A 24,187-nucleotide genomic window follows, 5' to 3' on the forward strand; every position below is an offset into this window, starting at 1 on the left:
AATTTAAAGAAAACTATTATAAAGCTAAAGTATAATTTTAGTGAATATGGTAAAATTAATATAAATAAAAGATTTGCAAAATGGCTAAAAAATCCAGGGTAAAATTTATGATTAGATTCTTAGAACATCTTTTAAAGTCTAAAGAAAGGTAGGTAGGTTAGAGTGACAAGAGTGGCTTTTAGCTCTGAAGGGGCAGTATCAGTAGGTCCTTATTCTCATGCAATAGAATCAGGGGAATTAATTTATTTTTCAGGACAAACTCCTATAGACTCAAACACAGGAAAACTTGTAGAGGGAGATATTATAGCACAAACCGAACAATGTTTTAAAAATTTATTTAATGTGCTAGAGGTTTCAGGATTAACAGAAGTTAATGTTGAGAAGGTTAATGTTTTTTTGACTGATATGAATGATTTTGCCAATATGAATTCAGTGTATTCAAAACAATTTACTACACCATATCCGGCTAGAACAACTATAGGCGTAGCATCCTTACCTCTTGGTGCAAGGATTGAAATTGATATGATAGCAAGACGTAGAACTTAGTTAAGTGCATAATAGGCCAGAATAGGAAGCTTAACGTATCAATAATGTAGATAAGTAGCAATGCATAAAGCTTAAATACTACTTTTTATTTAGGGTATTTAAGCTTTTAACTTTAAATTATGTAAATAAAATAAATATTGATGTATAATAGATTATTATAAAATAGATGACAGTTAGGATGTGGCAAAATGAAAAATATTTATCTGATAAGGCATTGTAAAGCTTATGGTCAACCTGCAGAAGCAGAACTTACTGAAGTTGGACTAAAGCAAGCAATAGAACTTAGAGATTTTTTATTAAACTATAATATTGAGTACATATTATCTAGTCCTTATGTGAGAGCAGTAAAAACTATAACACCTTTAAGTGAGCATCTAAATATAAGGATAAATACTGATGATAGGGTGAGAGAAAAGCTATTAATTCCCCATGTAGTTGAGGATTATACACCATATTTATTAGCCGCTTATGAGGATATGGATATAGCTTTTCATGGAGGAGAATCTTCAAATCAAGCTACAAAAAGAGCTATAGGAGCTTTAAGTGAACTTTTACAAAGAGAAGAAGAGAATATAGCAGTAGTTACCCATGGTGAACTTTTCTCATTAATTATGAGGTATTTTGATAAAGTTTCAGGTTTTGAATTTTGGAAAAATTTAAGCAACCCTGATGTGTATTTATTAAGGTTTGAAAATGATAACATAAATAATATTAAAGAGATTAAAAGAATATGGAAGTAGTCTACACGGGTGAAGTTTCTAGTTATAGCTAAAGTCTATATAGTCCATATGAGAGAATTTTCTAAATTACCATTAGGCATATTCATAGAATAAAAAGCTTAAATGAAATCTTTATTTAAATAATCATTTAAGCTTTTAAATTTTATGCTTAATAAGAGGACTTAAACATTTAATCTTTAGATTGAATAGAAACTTCTTTCAAACTGAAATTCATTTAATAGATTATTGAACTAAAGATTTTTTCGTAGTTCTCTTTTTAAGAGAAAGCGCATATATAGTTTCAGCAACAACTAACATTGAAAGAATTATTAATATCATAGAAATCCATGGAATGGCTACGTGTCCTATTCCTTTTATCCATCCATCAATAATTGCCAGTACCAGTGACCAGATTGACATTATAAACATAAATACAGATGGTATTAAAGACACTAGCCAAACTTTAGAATTTTTACGTGAATTATATAACCACACAGAGATACCAATTAGCGCAAGAGATGCTAATAGTTGGTTTGAAGCTCCGAAAGTATTCCAGAATATTTTCCAAGCAGGTAATGGATTACCTTTAGCATCTGTCATGGTTTGGAATATAAAGAATACAGGAACTCCTGCTGTAAGTAATGTTCCGATAAATTTTCCTCTAAAATCTTTCCAACCAGTAAGTTCTTCTATGATATAACGTCCTAAGCGGGTACAAACATCTAATGTATCATATACAAAGGTGGTAAAAGCCATAAGTCCAAAAGTGATTCCATATACCCCTGGAATACCAATAAGTTCTAGAAAACTACCTATACCTGAAGCATAGATAAAATTAGGTGCCTTTGTAACCATTGGGTTGTCCTTTGCAAGTATCATTACACATGATAGGGAGACTATAGCAACCATTCCCTCAAGTAACATAGTTCCATAACCTATAGGTTTAGCATCTGTCTCTTTTGTCAATTGTTTACTAGTAGTTCCTGATGAAACCAGGGCATGGAATCCGGAACAAGCACCACAGGCTATGGTGATAAACAATACTGGAAACATCGGGGTCCAGAAACCAGGTCCCATAGTTCCGTCTGTTGCCAATTTTGTAAAGGCAGGATATTGAATTGTGTATCCTCCAAAAATTACTCCAATTGCTGCTGCAATTAAAGCTGCATATAAAAAGTATCCGCCTAAAGCTCCACGGGGTTGTAATAATAACCACATTGGTAACATAGATGCAACTAGACAATATCCTAATATAAGTACTCCCCAAACCTTTTGTCCAAGTACTACATCTGTTATTGGCAAATTAACTGGTAAAAAATTTCCTGCCCATATAGCAATTCCAACTAAGGGTAAAAATATGGCTACCGCAAGACCTTCTTTTAATTTAAAATATTTAATTAAAATTCCCATAATTATAGGTAACAGTAGATACATAATAGATGAGCTAGCAATAGCGCCTCCACTTACAGTATCACCTGATTCAAGAGTTACTGTGCCAACAAAGGAGCTTGCCGTAATATCAGTAAATGCAACAATTATATAAACAAGCGTAATCCAAATAAAGACCATAAAAAGTATCCAAGCTCTTATAGATACATTCTGTTTTATAACTTCCGTTATTGATTTTGCTTTGTGTCTTATAGATGCAACTAGTGAACCCATATCATGTACTCCACCAATGAATATAGAACCTAGAATAATCCAGAAAAGTGCAGGTACCCATCCGAACAATACGCCTGCTAGAATAGGTCCATTAATTGGACCTGCTGCTGCTATTGCAGAGAAGTGTTGTCCTAGAAGCATACCTTTTTTAGCCGGAACAAAATCTTGTCCATCGTTTAGTTCTACTGCGGGGGTAACTATTGAGTCATCGAGGTGAAAAACTTTTTTTGCAAGGAATTTTCCGTAGGATAAATAGGCTATCAATAATAATAGACCAGCACCAATTACTACATACAAAACATTCATAGTATAAACCTCCCTATATATTCTCTTATATATTACCATAAAAAGTTAATATTTTCCATATGTTAACACAGACTATTTAATAAAAGATTCATGAAATTCATATTCAATTATCTATGAATCTTTTTGTATATATAGATTGCAATAATGTGATTTCATATTAATTAAGTGTATTACAAAAAATGAATTAGGACTTCATATTATTACCGTTAATACCATTTACAGTGATAATATGAAGTCCTAATGAATTTAATTTCAAAACGTAACTTTCTATAATGTAGAATATTAATTACAACTTATATATAATATGAAACTTAGTTGAATAGTATTTAAAACATATTTTAACCATTTTCAATCTAATTTTATATGACAATAGCCATTAGGATTTTTCTTAAGATATTTCTGATGATATTCCTCAGCTTTATAGTAGTTTTCTAGAGGAATAACTTCTGTAACTACTTTCTTGCTATATTGATTTTGCACAGATTCTTTACTTTCTAGAATTGTATACTCATCTTCTTCATTAATATAGTAAATTCCTGTTCTATATTGGCTACCAACATCAGGACCTTGTCTATTTAAAGCTGTGGGATCTATAATTGACCAGTATTTATCTAAAAGTTCATTTAAGGAAATTATTTTTTCATCATAGGTTACATAACATACTTCTGCAAAGTATGTGTTTTTATAACAAACATCCTCATAAGTAGGATTTTCAGTTCTTCCATTGGCATAACCAACTTCTGTTTCCACAACTCCATGGATTCTAGAAAGAAATTCTTCAACGCCCCAAAAACATCCACCAGCCAAAACAATCTTTTTCAATAATATCCACTCCTTTATTTAAAGTCTTTATTACAAAACTAATCAAGCAAAAAGAATTCGTCTACAATTTTATTATTTAGAGTAGGAGATAGTTCATTTAAAGTTTTTAGTAAATTATTTTTATCATCTCCATTCATAGGCGTTGGTCTATAGTCATTTTTATAATCCACAGAGGATATAGAAGTTGGAATTATCTTGACCTCATAATTTTCAAATATATCATCTACAAAATTAAACTTTGCTTGAAGTATAAAAGTTCTCTTATCCTTAGGGTTAGAATTTCCACCAAAGCTAAAGTTACCAAAGGAATATGCTATGAGTTTTCCTTTGTAATTTTCTAAGCTTTGAATTACATGAGGATGAGACCCGAGAACTAAGTCAGCCCCGTTATCTATAGCAAAGTGAGCTAAATCTATTTGTACATCGTAAGGGTTATATTGACGTTCTATTCCCCAATGAAAATATGGGATTATAATTTTAGCTCCCTGTGACCTTAAATTTTCAATATCAGTTCTAATGTTATCTTTAATTTTTTGACTATTAGTCCAACCTGTATATCCTAAAAATCCAATTTTTATTCCTTTAATATCTTTTAATATAGTATAACCATTACCACAAAAATCTACATTAGCATTTTTTAGAGTTTCAATAGTATCATTAAACCCTTTTTCACCATAATCATAGGTATGATTATTAGCAGTAGTCACTCCTTCTACACTAGAGGAGGTAAGAATATTAACAAAATCTTTAGGTCCTTTAAAATGAAATACTAAGCCGTCCCCCTTATCAGCTTTTACTTCCGCATCTGTCAGTGGATTTTCAAGATTCACAATGGAATAATCATCTCCAGCAAAGATATCTTTCACATTGTTAAAAAAATAAGAATAATCTTTTTCTTGGTTAATCCACATAGCAGGAAGACTACTATCATAATCTAGTTTAGAGTCTCTGCCTAGAATACAATCTCCAGCAGCACTGATTAAAATTTCTTTTTTCACTTTAATTGGCTCTACAGGTGTAGTAGGCTCAATAGGAGGAGTTGAATCAGGAGAAGAGACAGAGTTGTCAGCAATAGATAAAGCCTCACTTTGAGATTTATTATTTATTAAATAGAAAGAAGTTATCCCAAGTCCTATTAAAATTAGGGTACAAATAAAAAATTCTACTATAACTATGTATTTTTTATTTCGAGAAATCTTCCTTCGATTCTTTCTTCTATTATGGTTATCCAATGAAAAACCCCCTTTATTTGATAAATATTTAGGTTATAAATTCAATATAAAGGAAAAATATTAGTATTACAATAGAAATTGTAAATTGGGAGGGAGATTTTATTATAGTTATTTCCTTTTTATAATATAATTATATAAAACTTTTCGTAAAATGCAGTAAATCAATGATATGGATCAGCTTAAGACAATAATGCTAAGAAAATTTTTGTATCTAACCAGACGTAATCTATAACTTTTAGCTAACTTAATATTAAGAAGATCACATGTATTAATTAGATTTTTATGCAAATAATAATAAACAAATATAATATACAAAGGAGCTATTAGCCATGAAAAAAGCAAATAAAAATGTCAAAGAAAACAAAAATCATGTGCATACTGCAAGTAATGCCAAAACAGGAAATACTAAGGGTCATATATCTTCTAAGGCTGGAATAAAATCTCCAAGTGAGAGCTAAAGCACCTAGATTTTAAACTAGAATTATATGTGCCTAAATTTATAAGGGCTATTTTTAAAAGTGTATTTTAAATTTACAGATTAATATTGAACTAGGATATCTATGCAAGATAAAAATTTTAAAATATATAATTTAATATATTATATTTAGATTAAATTTATATTGAATAAAAATAATAAATTGTGTATATTTTTTTACAATAATCAATATAAAGTGCGTTGTTTATATAATATATTACAATAACACATAGAAATGTATAGATATCCTGCGATATTTTAATTGTTATAGTCGTCATATTATGATATATTTATATAACTATATAAGATGTATAAAAAATAATTCATTGATAGATTTAATAAATATATCGAGGAGGAATTGCTTTTGCAAAAGATAGCATTAATAGCTGACAGTAGTTGTGACTTAGATAAGAAAACCATAGAAAAACATGGAATAAGATTATTACCAATAAGACTAATTTATAAGGATAAAGAGTATTTGGACAAGATTACCATAACTTCTGAGGAGATGTATGCATCTATTTCAAGAGAGATTCCAACCACATCCTTGCCTGATGTAGAATATACAGACAAGGTAATAAATAAGATTAAAGAGGATGGATATACTCATGTTATTGTAATTACTGTGTCTAAGGAACTATCAGGAACTTTTAACAGTGTTAGAGTAATTTCGGAGCACCATCCTGAGTTGAAATTTCACTTATTTGATACTAAGACTTTAGGTTATCCACAAGGAGCAATTATATTAGAAGCAGTGAAAATGTTGGACAAGGGTATGAACTGTGAAGAAATATTAGAAAAACTACAAGAAGTTAGAAAAAGAGTTCATGGATATGTTACTGTTAGTAGCTTAGAGTATATGATAAAAGGTGGAAGAATAGGAAGGGTAGCAGGAACAATCGGTGAGATTCTGCATTTAAAACCTATAATTTCCTCTAATGAACATGGATTATTATATGCATATGCAAAGGCAAGAGGAAGAAAGCAGGCAATTTCAAAGCTTAAAGATACTTTAATGAAATATCTTGATAATTCAAAGTGTAGAATTTGGGTGTTAAGTGGAGATGCTTTAGAGGAAGCACAGGATTTTTATGATAAGATTAAAAATCATCCTAATGTAACAGAAATATCTTTAGAAACTATAGGGCCAGCTATGGGAGTCCATACAGGGCCAGGATCATTAGGATTGTGTATTTTAGAAGAAGAGTAGGAGAGGATAGCCTTTGGCTATCCTTTTATTTTATATGTATAAATAATAAACAGATTTGGGAAGAGAAGTATAAGGGTATGAAACTAGAAAATTCTAAAAAGTTCTAAGATTAATTTATTGAAGAAGCTTAAATAGATTTATGTAAAGCAAAATCAAAAATATATTATAGATGAATATAAAAAAAGCATTTGAATTTCTTATCAAATGCTTTCTTTATGAAAAAGTTGATCTTATCTAAATGTAATTTTTATGAATTAATTGTTTAAGTAGTAAAATGTTAAATAAATTTACAACAAAATATTGACAATTAAAGAAAACAAATGTAATCTATAAATAAAGAGTACGTTTGTAATCTGTTGAGGAGGTGGGTATATGAGTTATAGCTCTAAAATTTCAGATTCAGAGTGGGAAATAATGAAAGTAATTTGGGAAAATCCATATTGTACAGCCAGCTATGTGATTAATTGTTTAGAAGCTAGTAAGGATTGGAAACCAAAAACAATAAAAACATTGATTAGAAGACTTTTAGAAAAAAATATAATAAATTTTGAGCCATATGGAAGGGAATATAAGTACTATGCTTTGATTAGTGAAGGTGAGTGTGTAAAAATTGAGAGTAAATCATTTTTACATAGGGTATATAGAGGTTCATTAAAGAATATGATTGTAAGTTTTATAGAAGAGGAAGAATTGACAACAGAAGATCTTGAAGAGTTAAGACGAATGCTCAAAGAGAGGAAGTAGGACAATGGATAGTATATTAATAGCTATTAATAATATATTTTCATATGTACTTCGATTGTCCTGTATGGGAAGTGTTGTAGTAATATTTATCTTAGCAGTTAGACTAATCTTCAGAAAAAATATGAGCTCAAAATTGAAGTATATATTTTGGTTCATATTAATTTTTAGATTGGCACTTCCAGTAACTCCCGATAGCAATATGAGTATTTTTAATTATATGCCGACAAAAGATAGTTATATATCAACAATTGATACAAGTCATATTGAGAAAGAAAATTTTATTAATTTTAATAGAGAAAATTTTTTAAAAGATAGTGTTACGAATACAAATGTTAGTCAAAATGAGAGATACACTAATATGATTAATAGTGCTAAAGAAATTAAAGGGTATTCATTGAAAGAGGTATTCATAACAATATGGATTAGTGGAATGATCATAGGTGTTTTAACTATTTTTATGTGCTATATAAAGTTCCTTAGAAGCACTAAAAAATGTTCAAGAGTTTCAGAAGTAGAGGTATTACAGCTTTTTAGAGAGTGTAAAATTTTAATGAATGTTCATAAGAATATTATATTGATAGAAAGTAATAATTTTAAAAGCCCTTGTATAATGGGAGTTTTTAAACCAAAGATATTAATACCTCATAATCTAATAAATAGTTCAAAGTTAAAAGAACTTCGCTTTGCATTGATACATGAATTAGCTCATGTAAAGCGTAAAGATATTTTAGTTAATTATATTATAGCGATTCTTTGTATTATATATTGGTTTAATCCATTAGTATGGTATGGATTTTATAAAATGAGAGAGGATAGGGAGGTTTGTTGTGATTCCTTAGCGCTTTCTAATATAAATGATGAAGAAGTTTATGAATATGGATTAGCCGTAATAAGCTTTGCAACTATATCATCAAAATTGACCATGGTACCAGCGACGGCTGGTTTTGCAAGTAATAAATCAAAATTAAAAAGGAGGATTAACATGATAAGAAAATTTAAAAAAGGCTCATATCAACTATCATTTATAGCCATTGTATTACTTATAGCTGCAAGTTTTATATTACTTACAGATGCAAAAGTAAATGCTCAATCCCCTAACGAGACAGTGCAAGAACCACAGAAAGTTCAAGAAGAAGTTTTATCTACTGAAAATAGAATAGTAGATAAAATAGACTATCCTTTTATAAATGATGAAGATTTTATAGGTAAATGGGAAGTTGTAGATTTTGTTGGAAATATTGAAAATTTTACTCCAGGTATTAAAAGGTGGCGAGGTGAAGATTACTTAAAAAGTATAACAGTTCTGCCTGATGGGAAGATGAAACATCCAATTTCTACTGAGGTAGGCGAGTCAGACATACCAGAAGGTCCAGTAGCTTGGCTAACTTGGACTAAAGGATATATTATTCATCATGGAGATACTACAGCATCTGCCTATACCATAAAAGAGATTGACGGAGAAACTTATATGTTTCAAGAATGGAAGAGTGGAGATTATACAATTAGAGGACAAAAACCTCTATATTATGTATATAAAAAAACTAATTAATCTGTGATTAACTATGAATAAGCAAAAGGCTTAAATACAGCTCTTTATTTAGAGAGGTATTTAAGCTTTTTTTCTTAAGGTATTATAATAATTATTTATTCAAATAAAGCATAAAATTCAACAGACATTTGAGGAGCATAATAAATAAATTTATCTGTGATAATATCACAGAAGGAGAGAGTTACTTATAATATAATAAAAGCAATTTAGAAGTTGTAATAATTTATATGAGATGGAATAATTGATTGAAACTATGAAGTAAAAAAATAATTTTAAATACATATATAAATAATAATAGGACTAATATAATGAAATAATAAGTAGGAGTAGAGGGAATACACCATAGAATAAATTATTAATGGGAGGTACAATTATGTTTTCATTTTTAAGTAAAAACAATGTTAATTCAGTAAAGGTCAATGATTTAGAAGGCTTGTCGGGAAAGATAAATCTAATTGATGTAAGAGAGACCTATGAATATAATAATGGTCATTTACCAAATGCAAAAAATATTCCAATGAATGATATTTTAAGTAATCCTCAAAAATATTTAACAAAAGATAAAGAGTATTATATAATTTGTCATTCAGGATCAAGAAGTAGTAAAACTTGTAAGAAATTAAGTTCTGAAGGTTTTCATGTGATAAACGTATCAGGTGGAACCTATAAATATAATGGGCAATTAAAGAGCTAACAGTTCTAATATACTTAACATTTCTTGTGTAAATAAAGAAAGCTTAAATATTTTTCTATTTAAGAATATATTTAAGCTTTTTATTTCAATACAAAGCTTTCTGGACATTTAGGGAATAATGACATGCAGTTCTAGAATTAACACTAGTTTTAAATTAAGCCCTAGATATTCTTTTTAAATCGTTAAGATATATAGCTATGAAATTTACTAAAGGTAGAAGCATTAGATAAAAGGCGAATAAAATAGCTTTAGAACTTACTTCAAGATTAGTAAGGGGTACAAGTACAGCTACGTTCCAAGGAATTAATGGAGAAATTACAATGGCTGTATTTTCTAGGTGAGTTGCAAGAGTACTTTTGTCATAACCAAGTCTTTCATAGGTCTTCTCCATGGTCATGTTGGTTAGCATAACTGCAAGTACTTGAGTACAGCCTACCATAGCACTTATGATACTGGTAATTATAGTCGAGAAAAATAGCATATGGGGAGTTTTTATTTTACTGAAAGATTTCTCAATGAAATCTAACATATTTGCTCCTTCAAAAATGCCTGTAAGAGCTGAGGACATAAATACGATAAGAGAAAGTTTTATCATAGATACGATTCCTCCACCCTTAATAATAGAGAATAGGGAATTATCAGGTGGAAGCTTAAATCCCAAAAGAGCAGTTTTTAATATTTCCAGGATGGTTTGTCCTTGAAAAATAAAGGCAATAACTGCTGCCACAGCCATACTTATAAACATAGAAATTTTAACTTCAACCTTAAATAGTGATAATACGACAATAATAAATGCAGGGAGCAATATAATGATATTAATATTAAAGTATGTAGTTAACTCCCCTATAATATTTGAATTACTATAATTTACTGGATTAATAAGAGATAAACTGGTGTAGATTATACAGGTTAATATTATGGGAATTATTGAAGTTTTAGTCATATTTTTTATGTTGTTATAGAGTTTAGTATCTGTAATAGATGCCACTAGATTTGCACTGGAGGACATAGGTGAAGATCTATCTCCTAAATAAACTCCAGATAAAATTGCTCCAGCTACTGCATATACATTTCCACCACCAGCCCTTGCCATAACTATAAGAGATATACCAACAGTTCCAACAGCTCCAAAGGAAGTACCTATTAACATAGAAATAAGGGCTGAGAGTATAAAGGCACTTATAATAAATAGGCTTGGATGTATAATGTTAATTCCGTAGTAAACTATAGCAGGAACTGTACCTGAAATCATCCACAGTGATACTATTGCGCCAATTAGAACAAATATTTTTAAAACTCCAAGAGATTTTTTGCCGCTCTCAAAAGCATTTATAAAACTAGTTTTAAAATTTAAACCTCTTTTTAGAGATAAAAGAAAGAAAGTGCATAGCACAATAAATAATGGAATTAGTGTATCTATGTTTTTAAAAACACTAATAATAAATATTAGTGCAGCCAAAATTAATCCTAGTATTATATCCATATATAGTACCTCCTATTAAAAAATAAATTCCGTTTCTAATATTACCCTCAGTGAGGTGAGGTTTCAATAAAATTTTCATATTCTAGATTCATAATTTCTCCACCTAGTCCATTGGCAAATTCCATATCATGAGTTATGGTTATAATGCCTATGCCTTTTTGTGAAAGCTCTTTTATAATTTTAACAACATCTTTAGTAAGTTCTGGGTCTAAAGCGGAGGTTGGTTCATCAAAGCAAATTATCTTAGGACTTAGAGCTAAGGCTCTTGCTATAGCTACCCTTTGTTTTTCTCCACCCGATAGCTGAAAAGGATAATTATTTTCTTTAGATTCTAAATTAAGAGATCTTAAGATTTCCCTACCATTTTTTAGAGCTTCTTTTTTATTGAATTTTTTACTATAAATTGGTGCTGATATAACATTCTCTATAACATTTAAATGAGGGAATAGATTGAAGTTTTGAAACACAAAGGCAATATTTTGTGTTATTGATTTAATTTCATTCTTGGAGGCATATATACTTCCATTAGAACCCTCTTTACATAAATATTTTCCTAATATTTTTATACTACCGCTATCACACTTTTCCAAGAAATTTATACATCTTAATAGAGTAGTCTTACCAGTACCGGATTTTCCTATAATGGTAAGTATATCTCCATGTTTTAAGTGAAAAGATATGTTATTTAATACTTTAGTTCCATTAAAACTTTTACAAATATTATTTGCTATGAGCATGACGAATTACCTCCTTAACTGTAATAAGCATAGCTAGCTTCTAGTTTATTAAATATTTTGGTTAATATTACGGTTAAAAGTAGATATATTACTCCTGTAACAGCCAGTGGAAGCAAAGAAACATCTCTGTTAGAGGCTATTTTTGCTACCCTAAGCATATCATTAAGTCCAACAGCGTAAACAAGGGAAGTATCTTTAACTAAAGTTATAACCTCGTTAGATATGGCTGGTAGAATCTTCTTTACTGTTTGAGGAAGAATTATTCTATTAAACATCACATAATATGACATGTTTAATACTTCACAGGCTTCATACTGTCCCTTATCAATAGATTGAATTCCACCTCTAAATATTTCTCCAAAATAGGCACCATAATTTAAAGAAAATGCTATTAATACAGATACAGTTCTATTAAGAGTTATTTCTAATAAAGGAAGGCCAAAGAATATAAAAATAATTTGGAGGAGTAGGGGAGTTCCTCTCATAATAAGGACGTATCCTCTAACAAACATATTTAATGTTTTAATTTTACTTAAGGAACCTAAAGCTACTAACACACCTAGAGGTATAGATACAATTAGAGTTATAAAAAATACACTGCAAGTTACCCTTAGGCCCTCCATTAAAGAGGGCATTAATCCTATAATATACTCCATGATATCCTCCTAATTAATTATATTTTCTTTAAACCACTTTTCAGATATCTTTTCAGCAGTTCCATCATTCTTTATATCATCTAAAGTTTTATTAAGTTCATTTAAAAATTCTTTACTACTTTTTCTAACGCCTACACCATATTCTTCTTTACCAAAATCTTCATTAAGAATTGTATAATTTTCTTCACCTCTATTAGCAATGTAGTATCTTGCTAGAATTTCATCAGCTACTATTGCATCTAATCTTCCAGCTTCTAAATCCATAAGTGCATCGTTATTTGTTTCAAATAGTATAATTTCACCATTTTTAAGCTCTTCAACAAATTCAGGTTCTTTATTTATGGCTTCCACAGAGCTGGACTCATTTTGTGCTCCAAGTCTTTTGTTTTTTAAATCACTTTTGGTATTTATAGAGCTGTCCTTTAAAGTTATTATTACTTGGCTATTTTTTAAATAAGGCTTAGTAAAAGCTAGCTTTTCCTTCCTTTTCTCAGTAATTGAGTAGCCATTCCATAGTACATCTACATTACCTGAATTTAATTCTGATTCTTTCATAGACCAATCTATGGGTTGAAGTTTTATATCTAAGCCCATTCTAGTAGAAACCTCGTTGGCTAAATCTATATCAAATCCAACTATTTCGCCCTTAGTATCCTTAAAACCCATAGGGACAAAAGTATCATCAAAACCTAAGACAAAGTAACCTTTTTCACTGATTTCTTTTAAATCATTTCCTTGAATTTCACTATTTTTACAACCTACTAGAATTATTGACATCATAGCTATTGAAACTAAAAGTATTTTATATAATTTATTTTTCATCTTTAATTGCTCCTTTTAAATTTCTATCCTTTACTACTTGGCCATCTGTAGTAAAGGACTTTGAATGTTTATATTAATCCCGGAATATTTACAAAACAAAAACTCCCATCCTCTAGCTAATGCTAGAGGACGGGAGTATTACTCACGTGGTTCCACCTCTATTTATTGATATGTCACCATATCAACCTCTTCAAGTACTACGAAAATCGTTTATACTCTAGCACTTTAACGGGTGCAGGGAATCCGAAACAGCCTACTACCGACAAGGGTTCGGTGTCTAGCTCAGAGATGTGTTCAAAATACCATCTTATGCCCCTCTCACCAAACGGGAACTCTCTGTAAAAGATAAAAATATTTTTACTATTTCTCATCAATGCTTTAAAATATCATTTTTTATGATTTTATATCATATTTCTAATTATGTCAATATTAAAATCTACCTCTTTTCTAAAGAGGGTTCTAATTTTTATCTTAACATATGATAATATATTATTAAAGAAAGTATTAGCCATATTCCATACATAGACTAGGATATGACTTAAGATATATGGTTTTATAAGGTGGTGTAAAAATGAAAATAGTAGATGCTATGACTATGAGAGCTATAGATAAATATTGCATTGAAACCTTAGGAATAAGAGGGGTTTTATTAATGGAGCATGCAGCAGTTCGGATTTTTGAGGAAGTTGAAAAAAGGCTTGTAGATGTAAATTGGAATAGTATAACCATAGTGTGTGGAGTTGGAAATAATGGCGGAGATGGATTAGCTCTGGGAAGACTTTTATATTTAAGAGGCTATGAAGTAAAGATTTTTATTATAGGGAATATAAAAAAGGGAAGTAGTGATTTTAAAGAAAACTTAAACATACTAAACAATATAAATCTTGTTGACGATAAAGTCTTCATAGAATATGTACAGGAGAATAAAACTGATAAATTGCAAGATGCTGTGGAGAAAAGTCACATCATTGTGGACGGAATTTTTGGTACAGGGATAACAAGAAGGGTAGAAGGGATTTACTCCACAATTATTTCTTTAATTAATGACAGTGGAAAATATGTAGTTTCTATTGATATACCCTCTGGAATTAATAGTGATAATGGAGAAATAATGGGCGTTGCTATAAAAGCTAGAGAAACTATAACACTACAACTATATAAAAAAGGCTCTTTAAATAATGATACAAAAGAGTATTGGGGAAATATAAAAGTAGTTGACATCGGGATACCAGAGAAAGTTATTGAGATTATAGGATATGAAGAACATGAAGATTAATAGGTTGATGGAAATAATCATAATACTTATTAATAAAGGAAACATAACCGCTAAAGAGCTTTCTGAAAGATTTATGGTATCTAAGCGTACTATTTATAGGGATATAGAGGAATTATCTAGTGCAGGAATTCCTGTATATATGAGCAAAGGTAAAGGGGGAGGGATCTCCCTTTTAGATGGATATACCTTAAATAAGGCTATGCTTACAGAGGGAGAAAAACAAAATATAATTTTTGCTCTTAAAACCTTAGGTGGAGTAAAAGATGTTCAGATTCAAAGCACTTTAGAGAAGCTAGGAAGCATCTTTGGAAATAGTAAAAATATAGATTGGCTTGAAGTCGATTTTTCTTCATGGGGAAATCATTCAACCATTGATAAAAGATTTGAACAGGTTAAATCCTCAATATTAAGAGAGAAAATTCTACAATTTAAATATATTAATTCTAAAAATAGTGAAAGCAATAGATTAGTAAAACCTTATAAGGTTATGTTTAAAGGACAAAGTTGGTATATGGTAGGTTTTTGTTGTGAAAAGAAGGATATAAGGATTTTTAAACTCACCAGGATGAGAGAAGTTATAGTTACAGAAGACATATACGAGAGAACAGAATTAGAAGATTTTATTAAGCTTAATGAAAAAAAAGGTGATAATCCAGAATACAAGCCATACAATGTTACCTTAAAAATGAAATTTCAAAAGGATATGTTTTTTCGGTTAATTGATTTCTACCAAGAAGAAGAAATTTTAAAAGAAGAGGATGGTACATATATAGTTACTACGACATTTCCTTATGATGAGTGGATATATTCTCATATACTGTCTTATGGGCACAAGGTTAAGTTACTAGAACCACAATTTATCATAGATGAGTTAAAAAACAGAATTAAAAATTTAGAGGAAATTTATTAGAAATGTATTAAGGCATCCTTGGGAATATTTATAATTTTAAAAAAATTCGTTGACATTTAATTAATAAGACGTGTATAATCTAGTCATAATTTAATATTAACATCTTCAGGGCAGGGTGAGATTCCCTACCGGCGGTAAAGCCCGCGAGCCGTAAGGCATGATTCGGTGTAACTCCGAAGCCGACAGTACAGTCTGGATGAAAGAAGATATGAGAAAAGTATTGTATTTTGTATACTTTTATTTGTATAGTAAATAAGCTCTGAAATATTTATGTATTTCAGAGCTTTGTTTTTATAATAATCTAATAATATGAGTTACTTATTTGCTTATGTTAAATTATTATCTATATAAAATGGAGGTTATATACTTTAATCTATAATAAAAAGCCTTGAGATATATTTTCTCAAGGCTTTTTATGCCTATAAGATGTTCTTAAATTCAATTATCCTCCCAAATAAGTGGAGAATTAAGTTAATTTATTTAAATAATTTTAAGGAGGAATGTTTATGGATGAAGTATATATGAAATTGGCGTTGGAACTAGCTCTAAAAGGAGAAGGAAAGGTTAATCCCAATCCTATGGTGGGGGCAGTTATTGTTAAAAATGGAAAAGTTATAGCTAAGGGATTCCATAGAGCTTATGGAGAGGACCATGCAGAAGTGGTTGCTTTCAGAAATACAAAGAAAAATGTGGAGGGTGCCACCCTGTATGTAACACTAGAGCCGTGCTGTCACCAAGGAAAAACTCCTCCCTGTGTAGATGAAATAATAAAAAGAAAAATAAAAAAAGTAATTGTAGGATGTTTAGATCCCAATCCATTGGTAAGAGGAAAAGGAATTAAAAAGATGCTTGAACATGGAATAGAAGTTGAAATGTCAACATTAGAGGAAAAGTGTAAGGAGACAAATGAGATCTTCTTTAAATATGTAACTTGCAAAAGACCTTTTGTAATAATGAAATCAGCCATGACCCTAGATGGAAAGATTGCCAGTAAATCTGGAGATTCTAAATGGATAACTTGCGAAGAAGCTAGGAATGAAGTGCATAAATTAAGAAATAAAGTCAGCGGGATTATGGTTGGCATTGGAACAGTTATAAGCGATAATCCTGAATTGACCTGTAGAATTCCAGAAGGTAGAAATCCTATAAGAATAGTGGTGGATACTTTTCTTAAAATACCTTTAGAGTCAAAGATTCTAGAAAACTGTGAGAAGATATCAACAATTATAGCAACTACAGATAAAGCTCCTAGTAAGAAGATAAAAATGATTCAGGAAAAGCATGGACAAGTATTAATTTTACCAGAGAAAATGGGTAAGGTGGATTTGACTAAACTAATGGATAGGTTAGGAGATTTAGGCGTGGATAGTATTCTATTAGAAGGAGGAGGAACTCTGAATTATTCTGCTATGAAAGAGAAAATAGTGGACAAGGTAAAGGTTTATATATCACCAAAGATGATTGGTGGACAAGGGAAAACACCCTTGGAAGGTGAAGGAGTTTTAAAGATTCAAGATGCTATAAAGATAAATAAATTATCTATGAAAACTATTGGAACAGATATTGTTTTAGAAGGTTATGTGGAAAAAGGAGAGTAAAAGAATGTTTACTGGATTAATAGAGGAGATAGGGGAGATTCTTCAAATACACAGAGGGGAAAAATCTTCTGAAATAACTATAAAAGCTAAGAAAATACTACAAGGAAGTCATATAGGAGACAGTATTTCTACTAACGGAGTATGTTTGACTATTTCAGGGTTAACATCTAATGGTTTTCAAGCAGATGTAATGGCTGAAACCTTAAGGAAAACTGACTTATCCAACATATCCCTAGGAGATAAAGTTAATTTAGAAAGAGCGTTGAGCTTAAATGGGAGACTAGGAGGGCATATAGTTACAGGGCATATTGATGGTACAGGGGAAATCATAAGTTTAAAAAGAGAGGACACCGCAGTATGGTTAACTATTAAACCTAAGGAAAGACTGCTTAGATATATGGTAGAAAAGGGGTCCATTGCCATTGATGGTATTAGTTTAACCATAGCATATATTGATAGCAATGTGTTTAAGGTTTCTATTATACCGCATACAGGTGTAGAAACCACTTTGCTAAACAAAACTGTTGGTGAAGTAGTTAATCTGGAATGTGATATTTTAGGGAAATATATAGAAAAGCTGCTGGGAAGTAAAAGTGAAGAAGGAGAAAAAAGTTCTAAAATAGATATGGACTTTTTAAAAGAAAATGGATTTTAGGTATCTGAAATAAAATAATTGACCAAAGATCATGAGTATACTTTTTAGTATACCTTATTAAGGGGGAAGAGGGATGTATAAATTTAATACTATTGAAGAAGCAATAGTAGATATTAGAGAAGGAAAAATGGTGGTGGTAGTAGATGATCCCAATAGAGAAAATGAAGGAGACTTATTAATGGCTGCTGAGAAAGTTACTGCAGAGAGTATTAATTTCATGGCTAAATATGGACGTGGACTTATATGTATGCCTATTAATGGGGAAAGGCTTGAGGAGTTAAATATAACTTCAATGGTAGAAAAGAATACAGATAATCATGGTACAGCCTTTACTGTATCTATTGATGCTATAGAGACTACTACAGGAATTTCAGCTGTGGAGAGAGCAGAAACTATTTTGAAGGTTTTAGATGAAGGTAGTAAGGGAGAAGATTTTAGAAGACCAGGCCATGTATTTCCACTTGTAGCTAAAAAGGGGGGAGTTTTAAAGAGAGCTGGACATACAGAAGCAGCTACAGATTTAGCAACCTTAGCTGGATTAAAGCCATCAGGGGTTATTTGTGAGATTATGAATGAGGATGGTACTATGGCTAGAACACCTCAGTTAATGGAGTTTGTAAAATTACATAATCTTAAAATAATAACAATAGCAGATTTGATAAACTATAGAAGACACAATGAAAAACTTATTGAAAAAGTAGTTGAAACACAAATGCCTACTAGGTATGGGGATTTTAAAATACATGGTTATGTAAATAAGCTTAATGGGGAACATCATGTGGCATTAGTAAAAGGAGATGTTCAGGATGGAGAGACAGTGTTAGTAAGAATTCATTCAGAATGTTTGACAGGAGATGCATTAGGTTCTAGAAGATGTGATTGTGGAGAACAATATGCGGAAGCTATGAAGAAGATTCAGAAAGAAGAAAGAGGAATACTTTTATATATGAGACAAGAAGGAAGAGGAATAGGATTAATTAATAAGTTAAAAGCTTATGCTCTTCAAGATGAAGGCTATGATACTGTGGAGGCAAATATAAAGTTAGGATTTCCAGCAGATATGAGGGAATATGGTATTGGAGCACAGATATTATTAGATTTAGGAGCTAAGAAACTGAAGCTTATGACCAATAATCCAAGAAAAATATCAGGACTAAGTGGTTATGGCATTGAAATCGTAGAAAGGGTACCAATACAGATGAACCATAATGAGAAAAATATGACCTACTTAAAAACTAAAAAAGAAAAGTTAAACCATATTTTAAATTATTAATATAGATTTATATAGGAGGAATAGGAAATGATTTATGAAGGAAATTTAATTGCTGAGGGATTAAAAATAGGAATAGTTGTGGGGAGATTTAATGAGTTTATCAATGGAAGATTGTTATCGGGAGCATTAGATGGACTAAAAAGACATGGAGTTAAAGAGGAGGATATAAATATTGCTTGGGTACCAGGAGCCTTTGAAATTCCTTTATTGGCAAAAAAAATGGTCAAGGGAGATAAATATGATGCAGTTATTTGTTTAGGAACAGTTATAAGAGGGACAACTTCTCATTTTGATTATGTTTGTGCTGAAGTTTCGAAAGGAGTTGCCCAAGTATCTCTAGAAAGCGAAAAACCTGTTATATTTGGAGTACTGACTACGGATACCATAGAGCAAGCTATAGAAAGAGCTGGTACTAAAGCTGGAAATAAAGGATATGATGCTGCAGTAACAGCCATAGAAATGGCAAATTTATTGAAAGCTATTAAGTAGTGAATTTAAGAACACATTAAAAATAACTAATATACTTATTATATTTAGAATCTTAAATGAAAACGCTCTGTTTTAGATATTATTGATGAGAAGCAATAATATTGCAGCTTCTCATCAAATATTAAAACAGAGCTTTTACTTAAAAGTAAATATATAGATATAAGATTAGGCTTCTAAAGAATATATTGAAGGGTTACTAAGCTTATAATAGCAATAAAATATACAACTAGTGGTATAAAGTGAGCTTTACGAGGCTTTTTTTCATAGCGATCACTGAAGCGCTCTAAACCATAACCCTCCTGCATAATATAATCCTCTTGGAAGTCATCATTATCTCTATGATTTTTTAATGATTTTAAGGCAACAAATAGTATGGTTCCTCCGATTAGGAAAAATATAGGAGCCCCAATAAGAGCTTGAACTATACTTACTCCAGTATTAGCACTGGCATCTGGTATTTCAGGGATATCTAGAACTCCATTTTTTGAAGCTTCATTAATAAAGGTCATCAATAACACACCTAATTTTGAAATACAGAAAGATATTCCGTTATTAGCACCATGGACAATCATAGCTCCAAGAAGAGAGTCAGTATAATCTCTTACATATACTAAAACATATCCAAGGAACATTACATAGATTATTTGCATTAAATTTCCGTGAAAAGTTGCAAAAATTAAGGTTACTAAAAAGAATCTTAATCTTTTATTTATGCCATCATAGCCATCTAAAAAAATTCCTCTAAAAAATATTTCTTCAAAAAATGCAGGAATTAGAACAATAACAACTAATCCAACTAAAAAACTACCACTGTTTAGTATTTGGGACATTGCAATTCCATCTTCAACTACAACTGGAATTAGAGACATGCTTATGAAGTTAATTCCAATAGCACATATATAAGCACCTAAACCTATAACAGCACATAAAAATATCTGTTTTACTGATATTTTTCTTATATGCATAGCCTTAGTAAAGCTCTGTTTTGTAAGGGTGCAATAGATTAATGACACTCCACCAAGAACCAGTATGCTGGACATTCCTGAAATAATTAAAGTCATATTATCATTTACAATGTTTAAACTATAACATAATTTAGTTAATAAAGTTGGGACAGCAATAAATAGTATTAATCCTAATAATAACAAAAGGTTGGCTTTTAAAGCCTTTTTTTTATTCATAAAAATCATCTCCTTATAGTGAGCTATTTTCTAAGTAATACATCCTCCTTAAACACAGTTTTAATTGCGATAATACCTATAAGTAATATATATGTTATGAGCCATATAGATACTATTAAAAGATGGTTTATATTTAAAATTCCAAGAAGAATCTCATTTAGTATAGTTATTGAATTTAATATAGGTATATGTAGAAAAATGCTACTAATATTTTTTATATCTACAAATATAAATACATAATTCAATATTAATATAATCAACATCATACCTGTCATATATCCTTGAGCTTCTTTGAAATTTCTTGCATATAAACCAATTATAAATTGGATAAGTGAAATTCCTATATAAGTTAATATTATCATCACTGCCATTATAGTAATGTTAGTGAAATTTAGGGTTGTTATATTAATTAATTCCGTATTAAATAGCTTTGACATTATGAGAAAAGAAGCTAATGAAATAAAGATTTCTAACAAAATTAATATTAACAAGGTCACATATTTAGCTCCTATAATAGTAGTCCTTTTGGCCTTCGTAATTAATAGAGCTTCTAAAGTACCTCGTTCTTTTTCAGTAGAACAAAGCTCTGTAACTACTTGCATCCCCATAGTTAGTGGAAATAGTAATATGAACATAGGAATAACATAGAAGAATCCAGCTTGTTCATCACTTATGGCAGAAACATTTTCCTTTTCTATGGAGTAGCTATCTAAAATATTTATATTTATTCCTTTATTTATCAAGGTAGTTTTTACTAGATCCTTTTCAAAATCATTTATAACATCTAATATTTTTTCATAGTTTTTATCCATCATATCGGTAGATTTTTTATATACATTGATATTGGTAGGTTGTCCTAAACTCAATTTCTTAGAAAATTCATTTTCAAATTCAAGGACTAAATCGAATTCTTCAATAGGTTCTTTTCTATTATCTATAACCACCTTCATGTTTTTATCTAAGTTTTTAATATGGTTTATTAACTCATAGCTTTCATCTTCTTTTGAAACTATTATTTTTAAGTTAAAATCTGATAAGTCCCCAGAGGAGTTTTCTAAAACACCTCCTAAAAGACCATCTATATTAAACAAATATAAATACATAAGTATGGGCATTAGTATAAAAGAAATTAAACTTTTTTTATCACGGATAAAATTCTTTATCTCCTTTTTTAAAACCTTATAAAACATACAATCACCTATACCCTAAATATAAATTTTTCATTATTTATAGCTTTAATGCATAACAATAAGCTTAAAACTATATACACACACAACCAACCTATAACTGTAAATACATTTGCCAGATTAATAATACCTGATATTAACTGTTTCAAAATTAATACTACATTAAATATTGGTAAGTTGTAAAAGAGAGGGCTCTCTGGAATAAACATGGACATTACCATTGGGACCATTAATATTATTAAGAGAGGTGAAAGTAAGATTTGGCTTTCCTTATAATTTTTAGCAAAAAAGCTTACTGTAAGTTGAAGTGCACTTAAGAATATAACTGTTAAGGTTAATATAAATAAGGATAACAACAACCCTAAAGCGTTAAAATTTATTCCACTTATAGGTAACCCTGATATTGAAATTGCTGACATTATAGTAAGAAGCAGCACAAATACAGCTATTAGAGAAATTATAATGCTTACAACAGATACGAAAAGTAACTTTCCTAATAATAGCTTATATCTAGGAACCTTTGTACATATCAAAGGCTCTAGGGTCATTTTTTCTTTCTCTCCAGCCGCTAAATCTGTAGTCAAGTAGGAGGTTGAAATCAGTGGAAATAAAAGGAATAGCATAGGCAGTATCAAACTAGCCACTTGTGCAAACATATTGACTTCTTCACCTTGATTATTAAATTCACTTATTGATATTGGATTTATACTTTCATACTCAAGTCCTTTATCTTTAAGGATAGAAGTGATATGGTCTTCCTTTAATTTATCTATAGTATTAGCAATATTACCAGATATGAAGCTTTTTTTAGTAGCGTCATACTTGATTTTAATTGGTACATTTATATCCTCTGAAACTATGATTATAGCATCAATATTTCTTTCTAAAATATCTTTATCTGTATAGATCTTGTCCTCAAAAATTTTTATAGATTTGGTATTTCTTATAGCCTCAGTGATTTCCTTATTATCCCCTTGGATATTTACTTTAAAACCCGCTACTTCGCTCTTAAAGGCAAAGAATGCACCTAAGGCAATCACTATAATTATTAATGGATAGATTAAGATAGGTAATAGTATTGTATTTACTAATAACTTTCTATCTCTAATGTACATTTTAAATTCATGGCTAAACACTTTTAATATTGAGCTCACTATTACCACCACCTGTTATTAGATGGATAAATATATCCTCTAAATTATCCTTGCCATATTTATCTTTAAGATAAGTTTCGTTTCCTTCTTCTATAAGTTCTCCTTTATTTATTATAATAACCCGCTTACAGAGTCTCTCTATTTCATTGATTGAATGACTAGAAAATAGAATTGTCTTTCCTTCCTTAGACCACTCTATAATTAGGTCATATAGTATTCTTCTAGCTACTACATCTAGTCCTGTGGTCGGTTCATCTAAAAGAATTATTTTAGGATTATGAACAATAGCTCTAGCTATGGAAATTTTTTGTTTCATACCTCTTGAAAGCTCTGATGCTTTTTTATCTAAATAATCGCTAAACTGAAAGTAATCTGATAAATATTTAATTCTTTTATCAATTTCGTCTTTGCTCATATCATATAAGTACCCAAAGTATTCAATATTTTCTCTAGCTGTGAGTCTATCATACAATGCTACATCTCCACCAAAAAGAACTCCTATGGAGCTTCTAACCTTTTCGCCATCCTTAGCAGTATCGAAACCATCAATAGTGGCTGTTCCTTTTGTGGGCTTTAGCATAGTAGATAGGATTCTAAGGGTGGTAGTTTTACCTGCTCCATTTTCCCCAAGTAGTCCAACAACTTCTCCTTCTTTAACCGTAAAGCTTAAATCTTTTACAGCTAATACTTTTTTACTATATTTTTTATATAGCCCTTTAACTTCTATCATTTTAATTCTCCTTGCATATAGGTTGTATTTTAAATTAAACCTATACTAGATTTTAACATTCTACATAGTTAATTTCA

At 30.2% G+C, this 24,187-nt stretch carries 24 protein-coding genes, 1 riboswitch and 1 other annotated feature; of the genes, 13 read left to right on the plus strand and 11 right to left on the minus strand.

The features are described from left to right. The first annotated feature begins 162 nt into the window (after window positions 1-162). Both ACI48Q_RS03165 and ACI48Q_RS03170 read left to right on the plus strand, forming a co-directional pair. Window positions 163-546: a Rid family detoxifying hydrolase gene (locus ACI48Q_RS03165; RefSeq protein WP_474917590.1), complete on the plus strand. Its 384-nt coding sequence runs from the start codon at window positions 163-165 to the stop codon at window positions 544-546. A 188-nt stretch (window positions 547-734) separates the two neighbouring features. Then, entirely contained in the window at window positions 735-1,286 is a 552-nt protein-coding gene (locus tag ACI48Q_RS03170; protein ID WP_474917591.1) for a histidine phosphatase family protein, read from the plus strand. A gap of 222 nt (window positions 1,287-1,508) precedes the next feature. On the opposite strand, the gene ACI48Q_RS03175 is transcribed toward ACI48Q_RS03170, so the two are convergent. The 3 genes from ACI48Q_RS03175 to ACI48Q_RS03185 form a co-directional block, all read right to left on the minus strand. Further along, window positions 1,509-3,233, minus strand: a complete 1,725-nt coding sequence (locus tag ACI48Q_RS03175) for a carbon starvation CstA family protein (protein WP_474917592.1) — start codon at window positions 3,231-3,233, stop codon at window positions 1,509-1,511. A gap of 348 nt (window positions 3,234-3,581) precedes the next feature. After that, window positions 3,582-4,055: a peptide-methionine (S)-S-oxide reductase MsrA gene (gene msrA, locus ACI48Q_RS03180; protein WP_474917593.1), complete on the minus strand. Its 474-nt coding sequence runs from the start codon at window positions 4,053-4,055 to the stop codon at window positions 3,582-3,584. 38 nt (window positions 4,056-4,093) lie between these two features. Beyond that, a complete protein-coding gene (locus ACI48Q_RS03185) occupies window positions 4,094-5,287 on the minus strand; it encodes a CapA family protein (protein WP_474917594.1) in 1,194 nt (397 codons plus the stop codon). Between the two features lie 329 nt (window positions 5,288-5,616). Here ACI48Q_RS03185 and ACI48Q_RS03190 point away from each other — a divergent pair, with 329 nt between their 5' ends. The 5 genes from ACI48Q_RS03190 (at window position 5,617) to ACI48Q_RS03210 (ending at window position 9,959) form a co-directional block, all read left to right on the plus strand. Continuing rightward, on the plus strand, window positions 5,617-5,745 hold the full coding sequence (locus ACI48Q_RS03190; protein ID WP_474917595.1) for a hypothetical protein: 129 nt from the start codon (window positions 5,617-5,619) through the stop codon (window positions 5,743-5,745). Window positions 5,746-6,126: 381 nt separating this feature from the next. Further along, entirely contained in the window at window positions 6,127-6,972 is an 846-nt protein-coding gene (locus ACI48Q_RS03195; RefSeq protein WP_474917596.1) for a DegV family protein, read from the plus strand. A gap of 372 nt (window positions 6,973-7,344) precedes the next feature. Next, the gene (locus tag ACI48Q_RS03200) at window positions 7,345-7,716 is read left to right on the plus strand and encodes a BlaI/MecI/CopY family transcriptional regulator (RefSeq protein WP_474917597.1); all 372 of its coding nucleotides are present in this window, start codon (window positions 7,345-7,347) and stop codon (window positions 7,714-7,716) included. 4 nt (window positions 7,717-7,720) lie between these two features. Continuing rightward, window positions 7,721-9,265, plus strand: a complete 1,545-nt coding sequence (locus tag ACI48Q_RS03205) for a M56 family metallopeptidase (RefSeq protein WP_474917598.1) — start codon at window positions 7,721-7,723, stop codon at window positions 9,263-9,265. Between the two features lie 373 nt (window positions 9,266-9,638). Continuing rightward, on the plus strand, window positions 9,639-9,959 hold the full coding sequence (locus ACI48Q_RS03210) for a rhodanese-like domain-containing protein (RefSeq protein WP_474917599.1): 321 nt from the start codon (window positions 9,639-9,641) through the stop codon (window positions 9,957-9,959). 154 nt (window positions 9,960-10,113) lie between these two features. Here the strand turns inward: ACI48Q_RS03210 and ACI48Q_RS03215 are convergent, their stop codons facing one another. The 4 genes from ACI48Q_RS03215 to ACI48Q_RS03230 are packed head-to-tail and all read right to left on the minus strand — an operon-like array spanning window position 10,114 to window position 13,657. Beyond that, a complete protein-coding gene (locus ACI48Q_RS03215) occupies window positions 10,114-11,442 on the minus strand; it encodes a Na+/H+ antiporter NhaC family protein (protein ID WP_474917600.1) in 1,329 nt (442 codons plus the stop codon). Between the two features lie 47 nt (window positions 11,443-11,489). Further along, window positions 11,490-12,179, minus strand: coding sequence for an amino acid ABC transporter ATP-binding protein (locus ACI48Q_RS03220; protein ID WP_474917601.1), 690 nt, complete (start codon window positions 12,177-12,179; stop codon window positions 11,490-11,492). A 14-nt stretch (window positions 12,180-12,193) separates the two neighbouring features. Next, window positions 12,194-12,835 carry an amino acid ABC transporter permease gene (locus ACI48Q_RS03225; RefSeq protein ID WP_474917602.1) on the minus strand — a complete coding sequence of 214 codons (642 nt, stop codon included), beginning with the start codon at window positions 12,833-12,835 and terminating at the stop codon, window positions 12,194-12,196. Window positions 12,836-12,844: 9 nt separating this feature from the next. Further along, window positions 12,845-13,657 carry an amino acid ABC transporter substrate-binding protein gene (locus ACI48Q_RS03230; RefSeq protein ID WP_474917603.1) on the minus strand — a complete coding sequence of 271 codons (813 nt, stop codon included), beginning with the start codon at window positions 13,655-13,657 and terminating at the stop codon, window positions 12,845-12,847. A 122-nt stretch (window positions 13,658-13,779) separates the two neighbouring features. After that, window positions 13,780-14,040 (minus strand) — a binding site (T-box leader). Between the two features lie 188 nt (window positions 14,041-14,228). Between ACI48Q_RS03230 and ACI48Q_RS03235 the strand changes: the two genes are divergently transcribed. The 6 genes from ACI48Q_RS03235 (at window position 14,229) to ribH (ending at window position 19,858) form a co-directional block, all read left to right on the plus strand. Then, a complete protein-coding gene (locus ACI48Q_RS03235; protein WP_474917604.1) occupies window positions 14,229-14,933 on the plus strand; it encodes an NAD(P)H-hydrate epimerase in 705 nt (234 codons plus the stop codon). Beyond that, window positions 14,923-15,843 carry a helix-turn-helix transcriptional regulator gene (locus tag ACI48Q_RS03240; protein ID WP_474917605.1) on the plus strand — a complete coding sequence of 307 codons (921 nt, stop codon included), beginning with the start codon at window positions 14,923-14,925 and terminating at the stop codon, window positions 15,841-15,843. Before ACI48Q_RS03235 ends, ACI48Q_RS03240 begins: the two co-directional genes overlap by 11 nt. A 97-nt stretch (window positions 15,844-15,940) precedes the next feature. Continuing rightward, a riboswitch (FMN riboswitch) is annotated at window positions 15,941-16,055 on the plus strand. 294 nt (window positions 16,056-16,349) lie between these two features. Continuing rightward, window positions 16,350-17,441 (plus strand): bifunctional diaminohydroxyphosphoribosylaminopyrimidine deaminase/5-amino-6-(5-phosphoribosylamino)uracil reductase RibD, encoded by a 1,092-nt coding sequence (ribD, locus tag ACI48Q_RS03245; protein ID WP_474917606.1) that lies wholly within the window; start codon window positions 16,350-16,352, stop codon window positions 17,439-17,441. Window positions 17,442-17,445: 4 nt separating this feature from the next. Then, window positions 17,446-18,096 (plus strand): riboflavin synthase, encoded by a 651-nt coding sequence (locus ACI48Q_RS03250; RefSeq protein WP_474917607.1) that lies wholly within the window; start codon window positions 17,446-17,448, stop codon window positions 18,094-18,096. 73 nt (window positions 18,097-18,169) lie between these two features. Beyond that, a complete protein-coding gene (locus ACI48Q_RS03255) occupies window positions 18,170-19,369 on the plus strand; it encodes a bifunctional 3,4-dihydroxy-2-butanone-4-phosphate synthase/GTP cyclohydrolase II (RefSeq protein ID WP_474917608.1) in 1,200 nt (399 codons plus the stop codon). A gap of 27 nt (window positions 19,370-19,396) precedes the next feature. Beyond that, window positions 19,397-19,858, plus strand: a complete 462-nt coding sequence (gene ribH / locus ACI48Q_RS03260) for a 6,7-dimethyl-8-ribityllumazine synthase (protein WP_474917609.1) — start codon at window positions 19,397-19,399, stop codon at window positions 19,856-19,858. Between the two features lie 173 nt (window positions 19,859-20,031). Here ribH and ACI48Q_RS03265 read toward each other — a convergent pair whose 3' ends face one another. The 4 genes from ACI48Q_RS03265 to ACI48Q_RS03280 are packed head-to-tail and all read right to left on the minus strand — an operon-like array spanning window position 20,032 to window position 24,110. Next, entirely contained in the window at window positions 20,032-21,039 is a 1,008-nt protein-coding gene (locus ACI48Q_RS03265; protein ID WP_474917610.1) for a lysostaphin resistance A-like protein, read from the minus strand. A gap of 23 nt (window positions 21,040-21,062) precedes the next feature. Continuing rightward, on the minus strand, window positions 21,063-22,229 hold the full coding sequence (locus tag ACI48Q_RS03270; protein ID WP_474917611.1) for an ABC transporter permease: 1,167 nt from the start codon (window positions 22,227-22,229) through the stop codon (window positions 21,063-21,065). Window positions 22,230-22,237: 8 nt separating this feature from the next. Continuing rightward, window positions 22,238-23,380 (minus strand): ABC transporter permease, encoded by a 1,143-nt coding sequence (locus ACI48Q_RS03275; RefSeq protein ID WP_474917612.1) that lies wholly within the window; start codon window positions 23,378-23,380, stop codon window positions 22,238-22,240. Next, window positions 23,355-24,110, minus strand: a complete 756-nt coding sequence (locus ACI48Q_RS03280) for an ABC transporter ATP-binding protein (protein WP_474917613.1) — start codon at window positions 24,108-24,110, stop codon at window positions 23,355-23,357. The genes ACI48Q_RS03275 and ACI48Q_RS03280 overlap by 26 nt, the downstream gene beginning before the upstream one ends. Window positions 24,111-24,187: the final 77 nt, after the last annotated feature.

This window comes from Clostridium sp. LXY-7, from assembly GCF_056172015.1.

Coding starts and splice junctions, on each gene's coding strand:
- ACI48Q_RS03190 (WP_474917595.1), top strand. CDS start 5,617: ATGAAAAAAGCAAATAAAAATGTCAAAGAAAACAAAAATCATGTGCAT.
- ACI48Q_RS03225 (WP_474917602.1), bottom strand. CDS start 12,835: ATGGAGTATATTATAGGATTAATGCCCTCTTTAATGGAGGGCCTAAGG.
- ACI48Q_RS03265 (WP_474917610.1), bottom strand. CDS start 21,039: ATGAATAAAAAAAAGGCTTTAAAAGCCAACCTTTTGTTATTATTAGGA.
- ACI48Q_RS03170 (WP_474917591.1), top strand. CDS start 735: ATGAAAAATATTTATCTGATAAGGCATTGTAAAGCTTATGGTCAACCT.
- ACI48Q_RS03205 (WP_474917598.1), top strand. CDS start 7,721: ATGGATAGTATATTAATAGCTATTAATAATATATTTTCATATGTACTT.
- ACI48Q_RS03220 (WP_474917601.1), bottom strand. CDS start 12,179: ATGCTCATAGCAAATAATATTTGTAAAAGTTTTAATGGAACTAAAGTA.
- ACI48Q_RS03230 (WP_474917603.1), bottom strand. CDS start 13,657: ATGAAAAATAAATTATATAAAATACTTTTAGTTTCAATAGCTATGATG.
- ACI48Q_RS03210 (WP_474917599.1), top strand. CDS start 9,639: ATGTTTTCATTTTTAAGTAAAAACAATGTTAATTCAGTAAAGGTCAAT.
- ACI48Q_RS03280 (WP_474917613.1), bottom strand. CDS start 24,110: ATGATAGAAGTTAAAGGGCTATATAAAAAATATAGTAAAAAAGTATTA.
- ACI48Q_RS03200 (WP_474917597.1), top strand. CDS start 7,345: ATGAGTTATAGCTCTAAAATTTCAGATTCAGAGTGGGAAATAATGAAA.
- ACI48Q_RS03175 (WP_474917592.1), bottom strand. CDS start 3,233: ATGAATGTTTTGTATGTAGTAATTGGTGCTGGTCTATTATTATTGATA.
- ribH (WP_474917609.1), top strand. CDS start 19,397: ATGATTTATGAAGGAAATTTAATTGCTGAGGGATTAAAAATAGGAATA.
- ACI48Q_RS03250 (WP_474917607.1), top strand. CDS start 17,446: ATGTTTACTGGATTAATAGAGGAGATAGGGGAGATTCTTCAAATACAC.
- ACI48Q_RS03235 (WP_474917604.1), top strand. CDS start 14,229: ATGAAAATAGTAGATGCTATGACTATGAGAGCTATAGATAAATATTGC.
- ACI48Q_RS03240 (WP_474917605.1), top strand. CDS start 14,923: ATGAAGATTAATAGGTTGATGGAAATAATCATAATACTTATTAATAAA.
- ACI48Q_RS03215 (WP_474917600.1), bottom strand. CDS start 11,442: ATGGATATAATACTAGGATTAATTTTGGCTGCACTAATATTTATTATT.
- ACI48Q_RS03255 (WP_474917608.1), top strand. CDS start 18,170: ATGTATAAATTTAATACTATTGAAGAAGCAATAGTAGATATTAGAGAA.
- ACI48Q_RS03270 (WP_474917611.1), bottom strand. CDS start 22,229: ATGTTTTATAAGGTTTTAAAAAAGGAGATAAAGAATTTTATCCGTGAT.
- ribD (WP_474917606.1), top strand. CDS start 16,350: ATGGATGAAGTATATATGAAATTGGCGTTGGAACTAGCTCTAAAAGGA.